At 36.5% G+C, this 17,639-nt stretch carries 17 protein-coding genes and 1 pseudogene; all 18 read right to left on the bottom strand.

Annotated features, from left to right (window positions below):
* Positions 1 to 9 precede the first annotated feature (9 nt).
* The 18 genes and pseudogenes from G8Y85_RS01670 to G8Y85_RS01585 all read right to left on the bottom strand — a co-directional run bounded on the left by G8Y85_RS01670 (position 10) and on the right by G8Y85_RS01585 (position 17,635).
* Positions 10 to 306: a phage holin gene (locus G8Y85_RS01670; protein ID WP_103346028.1), complete on the bottom strand. Its 297-nt coding sequence runs from the start codon at positions 304 to 306 to the stop codon at positions 10 to 12.
* A gap of 120 nt (positions 307 to 426) precedes the next feature.
* On the bottom strand, positions 427 to 726 hold the full coding sequence (locus G8Y85_RS01665) for a DUF2951 family protein (protein WP_103346027.1): 300 nt from the start codon (positions 724 to 726) through the stop codon (positions 427 to 429).
* A 19-nt stretch (positions 727 to 745) separates the two neighbouring features.
* Positions 746 to 1,048 (bottom strand): hypothetical protein, encoded by a 303-nt coding sequence (locus tag G8Y85_RS01660; RefSeq protein ID WP_103346026.1) that lies wholly within the window; start codon positions 1,046 to 1,048, stop codon positions 746 to 748.
* 46 nt (positions 1,049 to 1,094) lie between these two features.
* Positions 1,095 to 1,235, bottom strand: coding sequence for a hypothetical protein (locus G8Y85_RS01655; RefSeq protein WP_157950547.1), 141 nt, complete (start codon positions 1,233 to 1,235; stop codon positions 1,095 to 1,097).
* A gap of 2,041 nt (positions 1,236 to 3,276) precedes the next feature.
* Positions 3,277 to 5,232 (bottom strand): annotated as a pseudogene (locus G8Y85_RS12505) (phage tail spike protein); the annotation flags it as partial.
* 1 nt (position 5,233) lies between these two features.
* Positions 5,234 to 6,724: a phage distal tail protein gene (locus G8Y85_RS01645; RefSeq protein ID WP_107633756.1), complete on the bottom strand. Its 1,491-nt coding sequence runs from the start codon at positions 6,722 to 6,724 to the stop codon at positions 5,234 to 5,236.
* Entirely contained in the window at positions 6,724 to 11,274 is a 4,551-nt protein-coding gene (locus tag G8Y85_RS01640) for a phage tail tape measure protein (protein ID WP_165805348.1), read from the bottom strand. Before G8Y85_RS01640 ends, G8Y85_RS01645 begins: the two co-directional genes overlap by 1 nt.
* Before the next feature lie 26 nt (positions 11,275 to 11,300).
* Positions 11,301 to 11,444 (bottom strand): phage tail assembly chaperone GT, encoded by a 144-nt coding sequence (gene gpGT / locus G8Y85_RS01635; protein ID WP_164671807.1) that lies wholly within the window; start codon positions 11,442 to 11,444, stop codon positions 11,301 to 11,303.
* A 41-nt stretch (positions 11,445 to 11,485) separates the two neighbouring features.
* A complete protein-coding gene (gene gpG, locus G8Y85_RS01630; RefSeq protein WP_103345688.1) occupies positions 11,486 to 11,932 on the bottom strand; it encodes a phage tail assembly chaperone G in 447 nt (148 codons plus the stop codon).
* Between the two features lie 65 nt (positions 11,933 to 11,997).
* Entirely contained in the window at positions 11,998 to 12,936 is a 939-nt protein-coding gene (locus G8Y85_RS01625; RefSeq protein WP_107400325.1) for a major tail protein, read from the bottom strand.
* A gap of 11 nt (positions 12,937 to 12,947) precedes the next feature.
* Positions 12,948 to 13,310 (bottom strand): DUF806 family protein, encoded by a 363-nt coding sequence (locus G8Y85_RS01620; RefSeq protein WP_107360637.1) that lies wholly within the window; start codon positions 13,308 to 13,310, stop codon positions 12,948 to 12,950.
* The gene (locus tag G8Y85_RS01615; RefSeq protein WP_107371109.1) at positions 13,307 to 13,684 is read right to left on the bottom strand and encodes an HK97-gp10 family putative phage morphogenesis protein; all 378 of its coding nucleotides are present in this window, start codon (positions 13,682 to 13,684) and stop codon (positions 13,307 to 13,309) included. Before G8Y85_RS01615 ends, G8Y85_RS01620 begins: the two co-directional genes overlap by 4 nt.
* Entirely contained in the window at positions 13,684 to 14,016 is a 333-nt protein-coding gene (locus G8Y85_RS01610) for a phage head completion protein (RefSeq protein ID WP_103345692.1), read from the bottom strand. Before G8Y85_RS01610 ends, G8Y85_RS01615 begins: the two co-directional genes overlap by 1 nt.
* Entirely contained in the window at positions 13,997 to 14,287 is a 291-nt protein-coding gene (locus G8Y85_RS01605; RefSeq protein ID WP_103345693.1) for a head-tail connector protein, read from the bottom strand. The genes G8Y85_RS01610 and G8Y85_RS01605 overlap by 20 nt, the downstream gene beginning before the upstream one ends.
* A 9-nt stretch (positions 14,288 to 14,296) precedes the next feature.
* On the bottom strand, positions 14,297 to 14,455 hold the full coding sequence (locus tag G8Y85_RS01600; protein WP_165805347.1) for a hypothetical protein: 159 nt from the start codon (positions 14,453 to 14,455) through the stop codon (positions 14,297 to 14,299).
* A gap of 12 nt (positions 14,456 to 14,467) precedes the next feature.
* The gene (locus G8Y85_RS01595; protein WP_103345694.1) at positions 14,468 to 15,718 is read right to left on the bottom strand and encodes a phage major capsid protein; all 1,251 of its coding nucleotides are present in this window, start codon (positions 15,716 to 15,718) and stop codon (positions 14,468 to 14,470) included.
* A 68-nt stretch (positions 15,719 to 15,786) separates the two neighbouring features.
* Positions 15,787 to 16,386 carry an HK97 family phage prohead protease gene (locus tag G8Y85_RS01590; RefSeq protein ID WP_165805346.1) on the bottom strand — a complete coding sequence of 200 codons (600 nt, stop codon included), beginning with the start codon at positions 16,384 to 16,386 and terminating at the stop codon, positions 15,787 to 15,789.
* On the bottom strand, positions 16,337 to 17,635 hold the full coding sequence (locus G8Y85_RS01585; RefSeq protein WP_198649270.1) for a phage portal protein: 1,299 nt from the start codon (positions 17,633 to 17,635) through the stop codon (positions 16,337 to 16,339). Before G8Y85_RS01585 ends, G8Y85_RS01590 begins: the two co-directional genes overlap by 50 nt.
* Between the last annotated feature and the right edge of the window lie 4 nt (positions 17,636 to 17,639).

Raw genomic sequence — 17,639 nt, 5'->3', positions numbered from 1 at the left:
AGAGAACCCTTAAAGGTTCTCCTCGATTTCAACTGGTTCGACAATGTCTTTTTGAGGCATAGCACCAGTTGCTTTAATATACTTTTGTTCCGCTTTATACTTCTTCATTTTTTGGTTAGCCCATTGTGCCTCTTTAGTATTAGGGTTGTTCTTATATGCCATGTACAAGCCCATAATTGTCATTAATAAAGAGGATATATCTTCTTCACTAATAACTGGCAAAGGGTTAATGCCCTTCGTTGTTAAATACTGGTTGACCAAAGCTAAGATTAAAACAATGTAACGTGCTACTACTTTAATATCCATTCAATTCATCTCCTTAACTTAAAAAGCCGACGCATTAGCGCCGACTTTTAATCTTATTTACATTTCCCAAACCAGAAGCATGCCCAGAAGCTGTATCCAAATAACATAGCGTTCACCTCCTTAAATCCCAAATAATGTACGTAAAATTGCGATGATGATGGTACTGGCAATCGTGCCAATTACACCAAGCATCCACATTTTGAGATCTTTAATATTTTTGGCATTTTCTCTTTTGTTCTGTTCCTCTTTTAATCTGTCTTGTTTTAACTCTTCAAAAGTTCGATCGAGTTTGTCATAGACTTTTTCTTGCGTTCTTAGACTATGTTCAATATTATCCAACTTTTTAAACATATCTTTATCATTTTCTTCTAAACGCATGATTCTCCATTCGTGCTCTCGTCGTTTGATAAAACCAAACATTACGTCACCTACTTTTTTATTAAACCTCTAATGAGTCAGATTCATCTTCTCTATCTTTCTTATAGGGTTCGCCTTTTTCATCAAACGAATTACGCGTAATGTCTTGCTTCACATAATATGTTTTAGCTCCATTTTTAAAAATGCCAGCTAACATATTCTGCATTGCGCATACCTGTTTGACTTGTTCTTCATCGGTAAACTTATATGCATTAGCAGGCGAAGCACCACGCACAAAACTGTTTGAATAGTTTTGCATTAAGCAGCTTTCTTCTCCTCTCTTGTCCACTTCTACTAAATAATACTCTGTTACTTTGTTTTCCATTTTTAATTCCTCCAATAAATTTATTTATAATAAAAACGCCTAACGATTATTCACCGTCAGACGCTTCATTATCCTTGTTTTGTAATTGTGTAATTAATGCCCGCAAAATTGCGTTTTCTTTTTGTAATTCTGCATTTGAAGTTGCTAGGTTATCAATAACCCATTGTGGATTAACTTGTTTGTTCATTAGAATATTCCTCCAAAATTCGTAGTATATTTTCGTATTTAAATTCTAGTTCATCACTACGTTTTATTTGCTCTTGTAGTGCTTTACCTATAGTTGAAATAAATTCATACAAGTCGATAGAATCATTATCTCTAGTAATAAATTTAGGCATTTCTCTTTCTATAATAATTCCGTGACTTTTTTGTTCATTACCATTTTGTAAGTCGGATTTATAGTTATATTCATAAAACACAGTGTCTTTTATTAACTGCGTCGCATCTACTTCCCATTTTGTTATGTTGGTTTTATATTTTTCGGAAGAATTTGAGGCAGTCTTACCATAAAATGTGTCAGCACGAACACTTTTATACCTTGTGTTGCCTCCATTATATCCGTTGTTATCAGTAACCCTCATTTCTTGTGTACCTACACCATAATAAGCGTTACCACCACTATGACTTGCCATAACTACACTATTAGTAGTGTTAACGGCTCCAACTTTAACTTGGTTATATGCCCGTGCATCATTCCACTGTCTAATTTCTAACATGCCTTGTGTGCGGATATGTTCTCGTATTTCAGCGTTTCTTACTGATATATCTCCCGTTCCAATATCTCCATCACGATTTGTAATATACACAATATTATCTGTACGCGATTTACTAAAACGTATACCTGAACCATGCTCTCCTCTTTCGTCGCTTATGTTTCCGTAGAGAATAGCACCGTCAGTGTCACTAACACTGTCATTATCTTTTACATAAAAGTAAAACTCATTTAAACCAGCACGTGTGTCTTTAAAAGGTCTAATGTATACCCCATATTGCCTTGATTCAATGTTATTAGTTAAGTTGGCTACAGTATATATCCGTGACTGATCTGATTCTAAAGCAACCGCTCCATATGTGGAATGCAAGCGTACCCCGCGTGAATTCTCGTTGTAACCTTGATAATGAAATTCTAATGTACCCGCAGTTTCACCACTAGCCGCATTCATCATTGTGGACAAGCCTTTTTCAGTCATATAAAGGTTATAACCTGTATCTTCGTTGGACACCATCAAATATCCTTCTCTGATACCAAGTGTTAAATTAGCAGAATCAGTTTTATTAGCCCATGTTCGAGTAAATCTACCTCGTGACAATACACTATTATTTTTAATTTCTAGGTAATTTACGGAATCGCCACCGCGTATGCCTATATTATTTACATTGATGTCTAATCCTTCACGAGACAAATTAATTTTATTGATAATATTTGTTTCATCAGCCTTTTTACTAACATCACCCACAAGCAGATTAAATTCTTTGTTCAGTTTAATATCCACTTTATCACCTTTAATTTTGACGCCTTGTGGTCCTACGTTAAATGACTGAATATTACTATTATCATCATAAGTAAACGTCATACCGTCTGTGGTGTTGTTGATAAATTCTGACACAACACGGTTCAACGTTTGACTGCTTGCGTTAAATACTTCACGTGATACCCATTGCGATATTTGTTCGCCGTCTTGTAGTATTTCAGTTTTAGCAACAGACAACTTCTTATCAGTCCCACGTGTCACATCTGATGGTGCTTCAGTGTAATCAGTAGCTTTGTTCCCTTTTTCTAGTTTTAAATTACGTATTTCTACTAAGTTTGAATCACGTTGCGTGCCTAATCGTCCATCAGGTGTATATAAACCTGAATATGCCATAAATCTGTGGTCAATAATTTCAGGAGCAACAAATGTTTGAGTGACTTTAAATTTATTATTTAATATCCGTTCAATTGATTTATAGCTAGTTGTGATACGATCTTTCGAAACCGATTGACTATATAAGATAATGCCATGTTGTGCTGCATACTGAACGTCATAATCAGATAATCCGACAATTTCTAATTCATAAGAATATGTGTATTCTTCGCCAGGTGTGAGTATCTTCTTAAGATAATCAGCAGAATATATAGTTGTCGCCCAATACTTGCCTCTAAACGATTCTGTGGACGTTATAGACGAATGTACGCTATTACCATGTGTTGCACTGTCATACGCTTCAAATAAGTTCACGCCACCGATTTTAATGCTATCTAAGCCACTTTGATATTCTGCTTTAGTGACTTTATCACTGATTTGACCGGCAAGTGTCTTACGTTCTGCGTCTGCCGATTCCATGCGTTCAATTAAACCTTGTTGATTTGTTTGGTAATCAACTGATTTAACGTAATCTCTAAGTTGTTCTTTAGTATCTTCTCTCACTGCAATAACCGCTTTCTCAACTACATTAGGTTCGCCTACAAGTTGATTCTGTTCGTTCACTTGTAATCCAAATTTATCTGCAATTCCTTGAAGTGCGTCTCTAAACTTTTCTTCAGTATACTGCGATTGTAACAATTTAAATCGTTCATCAATCGCTATCTTTGCACGTTCAACCACAGTGTATAATTCTTGCAAAGTTGTTCTATAATTTAAAAACAGTGTTTGTGTATCGATTAACTTACCTATAGTGGCAGTCTCATCGGTCATGCTATCTATGTTATTCTTAATGTTGTTATAAATTGATACAGTAGCGTCAAGTTTAGAATTCAATTCATCTTTTAAATCAAAGTCCACTAAATACTCACTATTCATGACATAGTGCATTTCATTCAACAACTTGCTATGTTGAATGGATAGGTTAACGAATGTGTTATTCAACTCACTATATAATGCCTTTTCGCGAGTGATTGCACCAATATCTTCGGCTTTCTCTGCCGTCGCATTAATCCATTGCCCCTCCCAGTATCGTCGTAATACTGCTACATCAGGATTACTTGTGTCTAACCACAACATATCGTTCACGGGATTTTCAGGCGGTTCAGCACCTTTAATTATTTTACGTTCGAAATATTCAAGCTTACCTTCAACCACATCTGCAACGATAGTATTAACATTAGTTAAACCGTCATTTAACTTTTGACGTATCGCATCAAGTTTTTTAGCAAATTCTGCACGTAGATCAGATTCTTTATACTCAACATAATTCCCAAATGAATAAACACTTACATTTGTTAAAGGATTATATGTTTCAGATATAACTTCACCCTCTACATATAATGCAGGGGTGAAATCCCTATCTTTTACACGCACTATGTCACCTAAACGGATAATTTCATGCGGATACGCTTTTTTAATATCTAAAGATGTAACGTCATAACTTACTGCTGCACTTTTAACTTTGTTTAGTTGAGTAGTACCTAATGTGCGTAAGCGTTGTTCCGTCATATTTTCATCTTCAGTTTCAGGTTCATAAATATCCCAAATATAACGTGTGGGTAGACCAAACTGTTTTTGTGCCTCGTCATCTTTAACAATGACTTTGATACGTTCACCATTCTCTTTCTCAGGACCTAAACATATTAAAGCAGTACGGACTTCAGATACATCAACAGAACATTTCAAACCTAATAAATCTTTACCACGTACAATTTCTTTACCTTTAAACAAAGGTTTTGGTTCTTTCAAGCTTACGTATCGTGATTTAACTTTACGGCTATTCAAATCAATGTGGAAGTCCATAACCATCTTATATGTGGTAGTTAATTGTTTAAGTACATCAAACCTTGTTTGATAGCTAGTCCACGAGGTAGTACGTGTACCGTTATATTCTGTGTCGTCACTTACTTTCCACCCTGTATCTTTCAAAACATCACTAAGTGCTTGTGTAGTAGTGTACTTTTCAAATTTATGCGGTCCATATGGTACACCCGTGGCAATATCTTCTAAATAGGATGCATTGCATTCAATCAATGAATATTTGCTTATGCTATCCTGTTCTATACGATTAATAATAAATTCACGAGGTTCGTTTCTACTATCTAAAAAGATTACTCTGTTGCGTTCTTTAAATTTAACCGCCCTACTTGATAGCATTGTAATATCTAGTAATTCTGTATAGTCTTTAATACTACGCTCATGTTTTATATTAATAACCGCTTTATCATTTTTACTAATGAAGTCTATAATATTACCTTCAAAATCCAATACATGCAGCATATTAATACCACCTATCTTGCCATTTTACTGTCGTATCAAACGTATTAGGCGGTTGAATAATCAATTCTGTGTGACCAGTTTCTACATTGAAATAGTCACTTCCAAATGTTTTTTCGTGAATGAATGGTTCGCCGTTAACCATTACTAAATTATTAGCCATATCTACCACAATATCATCACCACTTTTTATGATCATATCGTTTTCTCCAGGTGGCTTTTCTAATAATTCACGAATGTAACTACCTAATAAAAACACTGGCATAAAGTTATTAGTCCCGTTTTTAGCAGAATAAATCGAAACTGCACTTATTGGTCGATTATAGAAATCGCCTTTATCAGTAAATGTAACTTCATGTGTATCAAACGCAATCTTACGTAATGGATAAGGTATTTCTCTATACTTCCAAGTCTTAATCGTGAATTCCTTGCCAATACGTGTTAAGCGCATGTATACAACAAATTCATCCATACCATAAATCGTAGGATTATTTTTATAGTCATAAATCTTTTTAGGTTCGCCACTCTGATTATATAAACAAATAATTATTCGTCCTATTGCTTGATTTGCATTAGGGTTAGTATATCCAATCGACGCAATTACGCGTCCATCAGTGTCATATAAATATTGCGTTGTTCGATTTGCGCCCTTACGTTTTTGATTCACTGCAATTTTAAATGTCACACTGAAGTTGTTGATTTGCTTACTAAAGCTACGTTTGTACATTGCACCTTGCCAACCCTCGCCATTAATACTTTCAGTGTTTAAATAAACACTTTCTTTACTTGTGGATTGTCCAAATGTACCACCAACTGCACCACCTGTATAATTATCATTTATATTATTAGAAGATTGCTTATTCCAACCACTTAATGTGCGTAACTCATCACCTAGAATTAAAGGAGAGTAATCTTTAACTTTATTATCCACATCATCATCACCAATCATAAAGTAATCTTCATCTTTTTTAGTGATCATAAAATAATTGGAATTTTTCAATGCCCTTGCTTCCACAACTATTGGTGTATCTGCAGTACCTGTATTAACAACACTTACTGCATCACTAATTGCAGTATTTTTAGTACCTTTTGCAGAATACTTGTAAGGATCAGTTAAAACCACTTTTAAATTAACCATATTAATATGGTTTTCAGTTTTGCTGAATAACTCAATAGGACCTTCAAAGTGTGCATTCCAGTACCATTCTTTTGATTTAAATTGTAATTTAACTGACTTATCGTAGTTAAAGAATTTAACCAACTCATTCAAAATGTCGTCGTGTGACTTCATGCCACTATGTGCTAAACGGTCATTACTGATAACTAGCGGTAATTCGAAATTGTATTCATTTAAACTACGACCTTGATAAACGCTACCAGGTCTGCCATCTACTTTTTCCGTTTTTATGGCAAAATTAAAAGAGGGTATTTTAAACCCTCTTTGCACAAACAACCACGGAAGTGTCTTATCATTAACTATTATTGTATCGTTCATTAAGCAAACACACCTCCTGCGTTAAATCTTTGTTTACGTGATGTGTCACGTTCTCTTTTATCTACGGTTTTGTTGATAAAATCACCTAAACCGAAGTTATCAATCACTGGTTCGTAATCCTTATTTGCGATTTCTTCGTTAGACCCAACCAATTTAATTAGTAAACCAATCATTGTGTCTAACTTTTTCTCTAAATAGCTATCGCCATTACCACCCACATTAGGGCTACTAAAGTGTTTAGGACGTTTATTCTTACTAATATCATTACTAGCCAAAGCAAGTAATTTAGCTGCGTCATCTGCACGGCTAGGGTCTGTAGGGATAATCCATTCAGGATAACCGTCGTCACCTAAATGATATAAGCCATTGTGGACGAGACCACCAGTTTTATATGCGTATGCTGCAGCACGATTAAAGCCACCCCAACCATATCTTCTAACGATATATTGTAATGCAGATATGCCTTGGTGCAGTGGATTATTAAAATTTGTGTAACCCGATTTAGCGTTAGCCATAAATGTCGGTTGAATCATTTGGAACAAGCCTTTTGAAGGTGTGCCACGTTGTGCATTAATATCCCAATTGTTAACCGCGTTTGGTTGGTAATTAGATTCACGCTTAGCAAGTCTCATCATCGCATCATGAATATATCGTGATTTATAACGACCACCTAACACATTTTGTGCTTGTCTAATAATGCGACTTGCATATGTTGCGCCACTACCTGATGGATAACCTTTACCACCACCAACATTTAATCTACCATTTGCTTTCGCTTTCCTTAAATATGGTTCAGGGTCGAAGTGTCGACCGTTTCGACGCATTTCAAAGTGCAAGTGTGGTCCTGTACTAAATCCAGTGTTACCAGTCAATCCAACAACATCACCTGGCTTAACAGTTGATCCTGATGGTGGTGACTTACTAAAGTCTTTTAAGTGAGCAAATAACATATCTATCGCACCACTTGTAATTTTTACATAGTTACCATAACCCCCACTCATAAACGGCATACGCGTCAACCTTCCACCCATCGGCGTACGTACAGTTTGATAAACAAAAGGAAAATCGACACCTTCATGGAATGGTCTACCTGTTGCTGCAGTATATGCTGCAGTGTGTCCGTAATGATAGTTAATTTTGTCAGGGTCTAAAATACCACCGACTAATTCACCACCAAGAGAATCGAAACCACTTTGCATCCAGTCAATGGCACCCTTTTTGATTTTATTGAAAGCGGCACGTGTGATGTCTCCAACTAATCCCATACCTTTTGTTATGGAATCAAAGTTGATGCCTAGGTTAAACAGTAACTTATTAAATAATTTAGCCGGGTCATCAATATAATCTAGGACATCACCAATTTTATCAGTAAGCCACTCGCCAGCGCCTCTAACTTTATCGCCGACCCAATCTTTGGCATTATTAAACCATGTACCAAGACTTAAGTGTGGAAGCGTGCCAGTAGATAACATCTGTTGTCGCATACTACCACTAATTACACGTGACCCTTTAGGCAAAAATGTAGTCGTGTCTTTGGCAGGTGTTAATGCCGTGCGTCCGTTTGGGTATTGGATTAATTCTCTTCTGCCATCAATACCTCTGCCGTTACCAGGACCTTTATCTCCCACGACTGCCATAGTACCGTGTTTAAGGCGTCCATCAGATGTCGTGCTTATATGTCGGTTAATGCGTTGTGTACCTGTGGATAATTTAGGTATTTTAGGTAAACTCAATTTAGAGCCTACCCAGTTTAAACCGTCAATTAATCCATTCAAACCTTTTTTAATGGCACTAACCATTCCACCAATATGACCTTTGATTTTATCTATAATATTTGCAAGCCCGTTTTTCATATTGTTAAACGTACGTTTTACAGCACCCCATAAATCACTTGCTATACCAGTAACTGCACGTTTAATTGAATCCCACTTATCAACTAGGAATGATTTAACGCGATTAAATATATTGCGTGTTCCGTCGAATAAATTGTACCAAGTACGTTTAACGCCGTCCCATAAAATCCTGACATATCTAACGACAGAATTTTTAATACTGGACCACACACTAGAAATCCATGCTCGTAAACTCGAAAAAATATTTTGTGTCGTGCGACTTAATGAATACCAAATATTTTTGACAATTTGATACGCGCCACTTGCCAATCTGTACATCGTTGATTTTATCGAACTCCAAATTGTAGTAATAATGCCTTTGACTAAATTGAAAATAAATATAGTTGCATTTTTAATGTTATTCCAACTATTGATTACTACATTAGCTATTGCACGTGCTACAGACATAACAGCAAATTTAATCAAATTCCAAGTATTAATGAATGCATTTTTGTATAAATTTAGTATGCCTTTAATGATTATAAGTAACCCGTTAAAAATTGCCGTAATTCCAGTCTTCCAAGCATTAATGATAAACATCGTCACAGATTTAATGGTATTCCACACACCAATGATGACATTTTTAATTGTGTTGAATATAGTGGTTATCACAGCTTTCCATATATTAAAGTAAGCTTTCATTAACGTCCACCATGTCTGAACAATTAACATTACACCATTTTTCAATCCATTCCATACTGCTATACCGAATGTTTTAATACCATTCCAAATAGTCAATAAACCATCTTTTATTGAATTCCAAATGCGTATTACACCGTTACGGAACGTCTCGTTGTTCCTCCACAAATGGACAATTGCAGCAACCAATAATCCAACTGCAGTGATTACAAGTCCGATTGGACCAGTCATAAATCGTATTGCTAAACCTAAACCTCGAGTTACAATAGCAGCAGTTTTAGTGACTAAAGAATATTTACCAGTTAAGACAGTTTGTAATGCAATTTGTCCTTTTGCCACACCTAGTATAGTGTTTAGAAATCCAGTCGCTAACGCCCAACCTTTAGTAATAAAACTTAACGTTTTAATGCTTGTCATCAACGGACCTATTACAGTCATTGCACTACCTATTGTGGACACCATTACACCTAGTGTTACAAGTAAAGGACCTATTGCAGCGGCCACTAAACCTAGACCGACAACTATCTTTTGCGTACCTTTAGGCATCTCATTTAATTTACTTGCTGCATGTGATACCCATTCCGCTAACTTTTTAATGTACGGTGCCATTACATCACCTATACTAATCGCTAACGATTCAATAGCCGATTTCATTTGACGAAGTGAACCCCCAATACCGCCTTCCATTTCTTTGGACATACGATTCGCAGCACCTTTAGAACCGTCAATTGACTTTGTTAGTTTTTGATAATCTTCATCTGATGCATTAATAATTGCTAACGCACCACTCATGGCTTCTTTACCAAATATTGTGGATGCAGCATTCGCTTGTTGCTCTTTAGACAAGTTTTTAAACTTACCACGCAATTGATCCATTACATCACGCATTGGTAACATGTTCCCGTTACTATCAGTAATAGATATACCTAACTCATCCATTTTCTTTTTCATGTCGCCTGTGGGCTTTGATAAGTTAGTAAACATTGTACGTAATGCAGTACCGGCTTTTTCACCTTTTATACCAGCGTTAGACATCAAACCAATTGCTATTGATGTATCTTCCACCGTATATCCTAACGCACCGGCGACGGGTGCTGCATATTTAAATGCTTCACCTAAACCACGTACATCAGTGTTGGCTTTAGAACTCGTCTGTGCTAAGACATCGGCAAAGTGTCCGCTATCTTTCGCTTTCATTCCAAATGCAGTTAAACTGTCCGTTACAATGTCACTCACTTGTCCTAAATCTTCACCTGATGCTGCCGCTAACTGCATGACACCATCAATACCGCCTAGCATATCTTTAGTATCCCAACCGGCAAGCGCCATGTAGTTTAATGCATCGGCGGATTCACTGGCACTAAATTTTGTTTTAGCACCCATCTCAAGTGCTTTATCACGTAGTTGTTGGAATTCACTACCCGTAGCACCTGAAGTTGCTTTAACTTTACGCATTGAGTCATCGAAGTCTATACTCTTCTTAACTGCTGCACCAAACCCGGCAACAATTGGCGCACTTACATACATGCTCATGTTACGACCAACTGACTGCATTTTACTGCCAATTTCTTGCAAGCGTGGTCCCAACTCACTAAATTTATTGCCAATCTTACCCATAGTCGTGTTTAAAACTTGTTGTTGTCGCTCCAACTCTTTCATTTCGTTAGTAGCTTGCGACAACTCTTGCTCATATTTATTCAACTCTGCATAAGCTTGATTATATTTAGCGGCAGCCGCTTGTGTTTTAGCACTATTTTCTCCCGTTTCTTTCGATAACTGGGCATAATTATTTTTCAATTCTCTGACTTTTTGAGCTTGAATTTGTTGTCGTTTCGTTAATCCATCAACTTTTACTTTAGACTTTTCAAGTGATTGATCATAACGCCCAAACTTTGAAAGGTTAGCGCTCATCTCACGTGAGACCATGCGCATTTGTCTGTTCAATCCAGTAATACCACGATTAAATCCCGAACCGTCTAAATCAACTTTTATGACCATATTACCTATAGGATTTGCCATTTAGTTTCCTCCTTTCTTCAAAAAAATTAGCCGAACACTTGCGCAAAGCTTGTCGCTTTCTTCTTGTGTTCGACTCTTGAATTAACAATTTCTAAAAAGAAATGAATCGGCATGTTCGCCACTTTTTCAGGATCCATGCCTTCATCAATTAACTGCTTCGCAACTTTCATATAGTTGTTGTATCTACCTTCAGATGTTAAATCCTCAGGATTTATTTCTTCTGCTCGGTCACAAACTTTTTTGTGTCGTCCACATCTCCTGCGATGAGCTTTTCTAGCACTGTTACTAAAGTGTTCAGTCCCTCTGGTCCTGCTGGAATACCTTTTTGTAATTCTTCAGATGTAAACTGATTATCGAATCCCTCAGCAACAAATGTCGTTACTTCATCAAGTACATCAAATTGCTGAGCGACTTGTTCTTGGTATTCTTCAATCTTAGCTTGGTACTCTTTTTGTTCAGTTTCACTTAATTTCTCATACTGTTCTTGTGATAACTCGTCAAAGTCTGGTTGTCTGAACGCTTTTGTTAATCGTGTTGATAATTTTGAGCCTTGAATAGTGTCAAATAGTGACAAACTTGGTTTAGCCAAATACTTTTTAGTCTGTGGTTTACCAGTTTTTGTATAACCTGTAATAAGTTCGATTGAAGTTCTTGCCATTTTTAAATTCCTACTTTCATTTTTATTTTTGCGCAAAAATAAAAGAGGGGTTAGTCCCCCTCAAATTACATTTCAAAATTACTTGTTACTTCTACATTAATTGTGTCTGATTGGTCGCCAGCTGTAACTGTAACTACACCATGGCCTTCTGTATTTGCAGTCACTAATCCTTCAGGACTGACGCTAATATATTCTTCACCCTCAGTGACTTTATATGTTACGGGTTGTCCTTCGGGTTCAGTCGTAGCCACTAATTGTTCTGTCTGTCCTCGCTTAATCGTAGTAGATTCTTTAGAAAGAGATACACTTGTTACCTCTTCCTTACTCGTCTTTCCCGGCATCGCTTTTTTATCATCTTCCATCTTAAAGTCTTGGTCAAGGTCTTTAATGAACTCCTCAAAAGTTTTACCGAAAGTTTCAGTAAATACGTAATCACGACCCGTGTTAGCGCCTTTTTTATCGAAACCAGTTACATGAGATGATTCATCATATAAACGATCTACGAAAGAACCTTCTACTTCATCATTTTGGAATTCGACTTTATCTTGCTTTGTTTGACCTGATAAGTTCGGACGCGTGAACTTACCTTTGAATAAGCCTACCCATTCAGATGACCCGTCATGGTTTGTACGTTCAAACACAACTGCCACATCAGGCGGAATGTCATTTGCGCCATATTTAAAACCGTTTTTACCTTTTTTAGCACCTGCTAAGAATGCTTTTTGTTCTGCAGGAATTGACACAAATGTCGTTTTAACGGATAACTTACCATTCGATACTGCAGTCGCAGCGACCATGTTGTCACCGTATTCTTCTTCAACCTCTTGTGGACGGTCAACTTCGATTTCTTTTAAGAATCGTGTGCGGTGACCACTTTCTACTTCAAACTTTTCTCCATCATCTGTTTTAATAGCTGCCCAATAAAAATTAGTTACACCAATAGCAATGCCTGAAACACCTTTAGTTTCTGCAAAGTGTTGCAAGTTTAACTTTAATTTTTCCATTTAAAATCCTCCTAAAATAATAGAGAACCTGACGCACGTATGATTTCTCTAAAAGTTAGAGTCTCAACTTCGTACATCGGTTCTCTGTAATATGATTTAAAATTTAATTGTTTTAGATTCTCAACGATCGCTTCTGCTTGCGCATGTGGTTCGTCTGATGACCACCAAATATCGATTTGGAAGTCAAATTCTCTTGTGAATTCCTCGTTATCCGCATATTCATCAGGATTATACGGTAACGGGGTAATTCTTACGATAGGTTGATTCGTCGATTCATGAAAATTTTCAGGAACTACGTATTTAAAAATATTATCCTCAACCGTGATACGTTTATCGGCGATGAGTTGCTTGTAAATCACATCTGTTACATTCATTTCATCACCCTTTTCATAGCGGTAAGCATAGCTTTGTACACTAACTTACTGCCGTTTTTCTCTGTCTTTGTAATCCACATCTGTGGACGCTGATACATAGTGCCAAATTCAGTTGCATGAATACGGTGTGAATAGCCTTTCGTATATCCTATAAGCACATACTTTTCATTTGAATCACGGTCAGTTCGAATGTTCGACACGGCGATATTATCCTTTGCATGTCTTTTGTTCTCACTGACTGGCGTATTACGTTTCAATAAAGGTGTAAGCGCCATTGCGCCAGCTTTTAATACACGATTCTGTGACGCTTTGAATTCTATTTGCTTTCTAACTAACCCTTGTTCTATGTCGTTTTTTTCAATCTTCGCGCCCATTAAAACACCACCTCACAATAAACACGCACATAAGATTTATCTTCATAGTCCTTTTTGACGTATTTGATTTGGTATTTATCACCTTCATGTATTACATAATGCTTATTGTTAGGTTTATAGTCTCCTCTTGGATCACGTATAATGATTGTTTTAATAAACTGCGAACTTGTGGTTAGGCTTGTCTGCATATCTGATTCTCTAGCATCTTGAATACATGCGTAGCAACTGTATAGCTCCTCTGTAATCGGCTTTTGTGGTAGACCATTGATTGATTTACTGGTGTCTCGGCAAAAGGTTACTCGTTCATTTAGCTTATTCGAATCGAATCTCATATGATGAGCGTAGCTTATGCACGACACTTAATACCATGTGTGGTGCATAGCTCAAATTCCTTTCGTTAAATGCTAAACGATTTTCAAAGTAATAAGCAGTGAGTGGGTATACTGCAGTTTTAAATAATCTTTGCTTCTCTAACCAAGCCATGTCATCAGTAACCGCACTCGCTATATCTTCTTTTGCCCATTCGTAATACATTTCCAGTAAATCATCTTCTGAACTATGGTCTATCTTGCAATGCTTCTTTAATAGCTGTAAATCACTCACTGCTATCACCTACTTAACATCGATACGTTCTAAAATACCGTTTTGTGGCGTTCCGTTTTTATTAACTTCATTTGCGCGCTTAACAGTCATTTCAACTTCATCACCGACATTCAATACCTTGCGCATTTCTTTATCAATATAAGCCGTTTTCACTTTATATTTCGCCATTTTCAATCACTCCTATAGAGTTTCCATATGACCCGAATCTAATGCTTGGCTATCATCATATTCAATAACAATAGCTGATTTATAGTCTAAGATTCGGCAATCTTGACGTACCGCAACCATTAAGCACTCACCAAAGTGCATGTAATCAGTCCATGACGCTTGGTATTGTGAACGGTCAAATAATACAATGGCGTCTTTTAAGTTACCAATGATTAATTTGTTAGTACTTTTTTCACCGAGCATTTCATCAGGTAAGATTTCCACTTTAGCGCCTAATAAACGTTGTTGTGTTTTCTCTTTTACGTCAGGTTGGATTAAGTAGTTACCTAATTTGTCTTTCATTTTGTCTAATTTCGCAAACATAGTTTGAGACACAATCGCTACATTATGTTCATAATTAGGTTTCACATTTAAGTTCACAGCGTCTTTAATGTCGTCTAACGATTTCGCTTTCTTAGTTTCTAATTTAGCGCCCTCTTTTTCAAAACCTGAAGTAGTAGATCCTGTAGAACCTTTAGTAATTACATCAATAATCGCTTTGTTACGAGTGGCTGCAATCGTACGTGCCATCCATAATTTCAACTCTTGTAACACGTTAACTTTCGCATCTTCAATCGCTTCACGAGAAATGCGGAAGTAACCGCGGTGTGTATTGATGTCGTATGCTAATTGGAAGAATGGTTTAACTGCTAACTCAGGATTTTCTTCTAATTCTTCTACTTTTTCGAGTGCTGCAACCTCTGACTGACGTACAACTGGATATTTACCTGAACCATTAGTAACGCGTTTAACAGTTACGTATTTATCAAGGTTAAACTCAACTTCTTTTAATTTAAGAATGTCAGTCACAATTTCTTCAGGGATTAAAACAAAGCCTGAATCAGTTTTAAGTGAACCACCTTGAATGTCTTTGCGTGTTTCTAAATAATTAGTAAATTCACGTACTTCTTGAGATGTCACTTTAGTATCCTGAATTGAAATACCTAATTCATTCAAGTTAGGCGCTTGACGATAAGAACGCTCTTGTTCAACCACTACAGGTTGTGGATTTGCATTTTCTGATTCATCGTCTTTCTCTTTTAATTTCTTTAGCTCTGCTTCTTTTTCTTGAATTTGTGAACGCAAGTCTGCGATTTCCTTTTCCAAAGTTTCTGCTTTATCTAACTCGTCATTGTTTAATGCGCGCGTTGCGAATCCGATTTTTAAATCAATACTACGTTTTAAATCCGAAATTTCGGAAAGTAAAATATCTTTTTTATTCATTAATATTCCTCCTAAATTTTACATAAAAAATAGACGTCGCTTTTTAGCACGTCCAATGGTTGTATTTGTTAATGGTGTCCAACTTCACCAAGCTTATTTGTAATTGAATGTTTTTTAAGTTTTAACTCTAACACTTTTTTGCGTTCTTCATTTTCAATGTTTTCAATACTACGTAATGCCGGTTTAACATCCGTATCTTTGTATGCCGGATAGGTCACCACAGAGACATCTGTAAGCTCACGAATGGCTTTTAAAGTACGTTTATAGATGTTTTCTTTTTCATCAAAACGCATTTCATCGCCTTGTTCATCTAGCATAAAACCAAATGAGCATTGATTGATGTTACCTACACGCATATTTTCATATAAGTCACGTGCAAACGTTGTATTCGGTAATTTACAACGGTATTTTAATCCGACATCATCAGTTTCTAATTCTAAAGTGCCTGACTTTGTTCGTCCTATAATTTGTGAAGGTACATGATCTACTAAGCAACGTACATCAGACAAATCAGTGTTCTCTAAAGCACTACGTGAAATTGTTTCTTTGAATCCACCTAAATTTTCCGACCATGTGTCGAATTTCAAAGCGTAACCTTCAATGACCATTTCATTATCATCATTCGAACGGACTTCTGTGATATTTCCGATTCTCGTTTCCTTTGCCATCTTCCTCACCACCTTTCAATTTGTTGTCAGTACCACGTGACTTATTCATCTGATACTCATCAACAAGTGCTATATTAACGTGGTTGAGATCAACACGATGTATACTGCCGTAACCACCAGGTATAGGCGGTAATCCATCACGTTTACGGACTTCATCAATATTTGTTTTGCCCGAATCGATATTGATTTTATCGATTTCGGCTTGTGTCTTTTCATCAACCACACGTATTTCAGTGGTGTCAAATTTGAATTCACAAACTTTATCCGTGTATTCATCGTTAAATTTGAAATTGAGCTCTGCACAAACACACGTAATGTATGGCTTTAATGTTGAAAGGTAGTCAAGATTAGCGTCAGTAATACTCATATTCGTAGTTTCGATACCAAATTTGTGTAACGGTATGCCAAATACACCGGCAATCTCACGTGTAGACGATTTGTTCTCACGTATGAGCTTTAACACTTCAGTGTCGACTTCTAACTGGTCGAATGTCATCGATTCATCAAGCACAACCACTTTACCGGCTTGTTTAGTACCACTGAACGCTTTATGGAATTCCTCTCTTGCACGGTTTCTAGCTTTCTTATCATTCAAAACGCCTTTCATCTTAAGTATTCCGCCTGCATGCGTACCATTACGCAAGAAGTTGTTTAAGAAGTCCTTGCCGTTGTTATCCGAATCAATGGTCTTGCTCAATGTATCAAGTAATGACAATCCGTGAATCCCGTCTAATGAATAGAATTTAATGTCTAACATATCTTCGTATTTAATATTTCGACTAATAAATTGTCCGTTATCATCAGTACGTTCATGTAAATAAAAAGGGCGCCCCATTCGGTCAGATTTTAATTCAACTTCTGAAGTCTTTCGAAATGTTAAACTGACAGGATTCCCCAACTTATTATGTGAGATTTCAACATAACCATGTGACGTCAATAAAGCGTTCGCAAATACAACTAATTTAAAAATATAGCCGTTATACAGTGAATTCGGCCTAGTATTAAGTAAGTTAACAATTTTGTTACTGTAATCAATCTGACCATTCACATTTAATCTAATCGGCATACGCGCTAAATCAGATGCAATCATCATGACTGCAGTGAAGATATCACTGTGTTTAATAGCTTCCACAGGTGTATACTGCCTTAAATTAGTACCCTGAAAACCAGGTAACGTCTGAACCATCATTTGTAAATCGTCTTCGTTATACTGTAAATCTCTATTCTCATTTCGTAAGAAGATACCCACTTAA

It is taken from the genome of Staphylococcus sp. 11007852, assembly GCF_011394325.1.
Classification (GTDB): domain Bacteria; phylum Bacillota; class Bacilli; order Staphylococcales; family Staphylococcaceae; genus Staphylococcus; species Staphylococcus agnetis.
Note: the sequence above shows the minus strand (reverse complement) of the source record. Positions and strands in the feature narration are given on the sequence as shown.

What these genes read in the sequence shown, in the direction of transcription:
- G8Y85_RS01665 (WP_103346027.1), bottom strand. Translation starts at nt 726, where the DNA reads ATGTTTGGTTTTATCAAACGACGAGAGCACGAATGGAGAATCATGCGT.
- G8Y85_RS01590 (WP_165805346.1), bottom strand. Translation starts at nt 16,386, where the DNA reads ATGGCAAAGGAAACGAGAATCGGAAATATCACAGAAGTCCGTTCGAAT.
- G8Y85_RS01600 (WP_165805347.1), bottom strand. Translation starts at nt 14,455, where the DNA reads ATGGCGAAATATAAAGTGAAAACGGCTTATATTGATAAAGAAATGCGC.
- gpG (WP_103345688.1), bottom strand. Translation starts at nt 11,932, where the DNA reads ATGGCAAGAACTTCAATCGAACTTATTACAGGTTATACAAAAACTGGT.
- G8Y85_RS01645 (WP_107633756.1), bottom strand. Translation starts at nt 6,724, where the DNA reads ATGAACGATACAATAATAGTTAATGATAAGACACTTCCGTGGTTGTTT.
- G8Y85_RS01620 (WP_107360637.1), bottom strand. Translation starts at nt 13,310, where the DNA reads ATGAATGTAACAGATGTGATTTACAAGCAACTCATCGCCGATAAACGT.
- G8Y85_RS01640 (WP_165805348.1), bottom strand. Translation starts at nt 11,274, where the DNA reads ATGGCAAATCCTATAGGTAATATGGTCATAAAAGTTGATTTAGACGGT.
- gpGT (WP_164671807.1), bottom strand. Translation starts at nt 11,444, where the DNA reads ATGAAAGTTGCGAAGCAGTTAATTGATGAAGGCATGGATCCTGAAAAA.
- G8Y85_RS01595 (WP_103345694.1), bottom strand. Translation starts at nt 15,718, where the DNA reads ATGAATAAAAAAGATATTTTACTTTCCGAAATTTCGGATTTAAAACGT.
- G8Y85_RS01670 (WP_103346028.1), bottom strand. Translation starts at nt 306, where the DNA reads ATGGATATTAAAGTAGTAGCACGTTACATTGTTTTAATCTTAGCTTTG.
- G8Y85_RS01660 (WP_103346026.1), bottom strand. Translation starts at nt 1,048, where the DNA reads ATGGAAAACAAAGTAACAGAGTATTATTTAGTAGAAGTGGACAAGAGA.
- G8Y85_RS01625 (WP_107400325.1), bottom strand. Translation starts at nt 12,936, where the DNA reads ATGGAAAAATTAAAGTTAAACTTGCAACACTTTGCAGAAACTAAAGGT.
- G8Y85_RS01615 (WP_107371109.1), bottom strand. Translation starts at nt 13,684, where the DNA reads ATGGGCGCGAAGATTGAAAAAAACGACATAGAACAAGGGTTAGTTAGA.
- G8Y85_RS01610 (WP_103345692.1), bottom strand. Translation starts at nt 14,016, where the DNA reads ATGAGATTCGATTCGAATAAGCTAAATGAACGAGTAACCTTTTGCCGA.
- G8Y85_RS01655 (WP_157950547.1), bottom strand. Translation starts at nt 1,235, where the DNA reads ATGAACAAACAAGTTAATCCACAATGGGTTATTGATAACCTAGCAACT.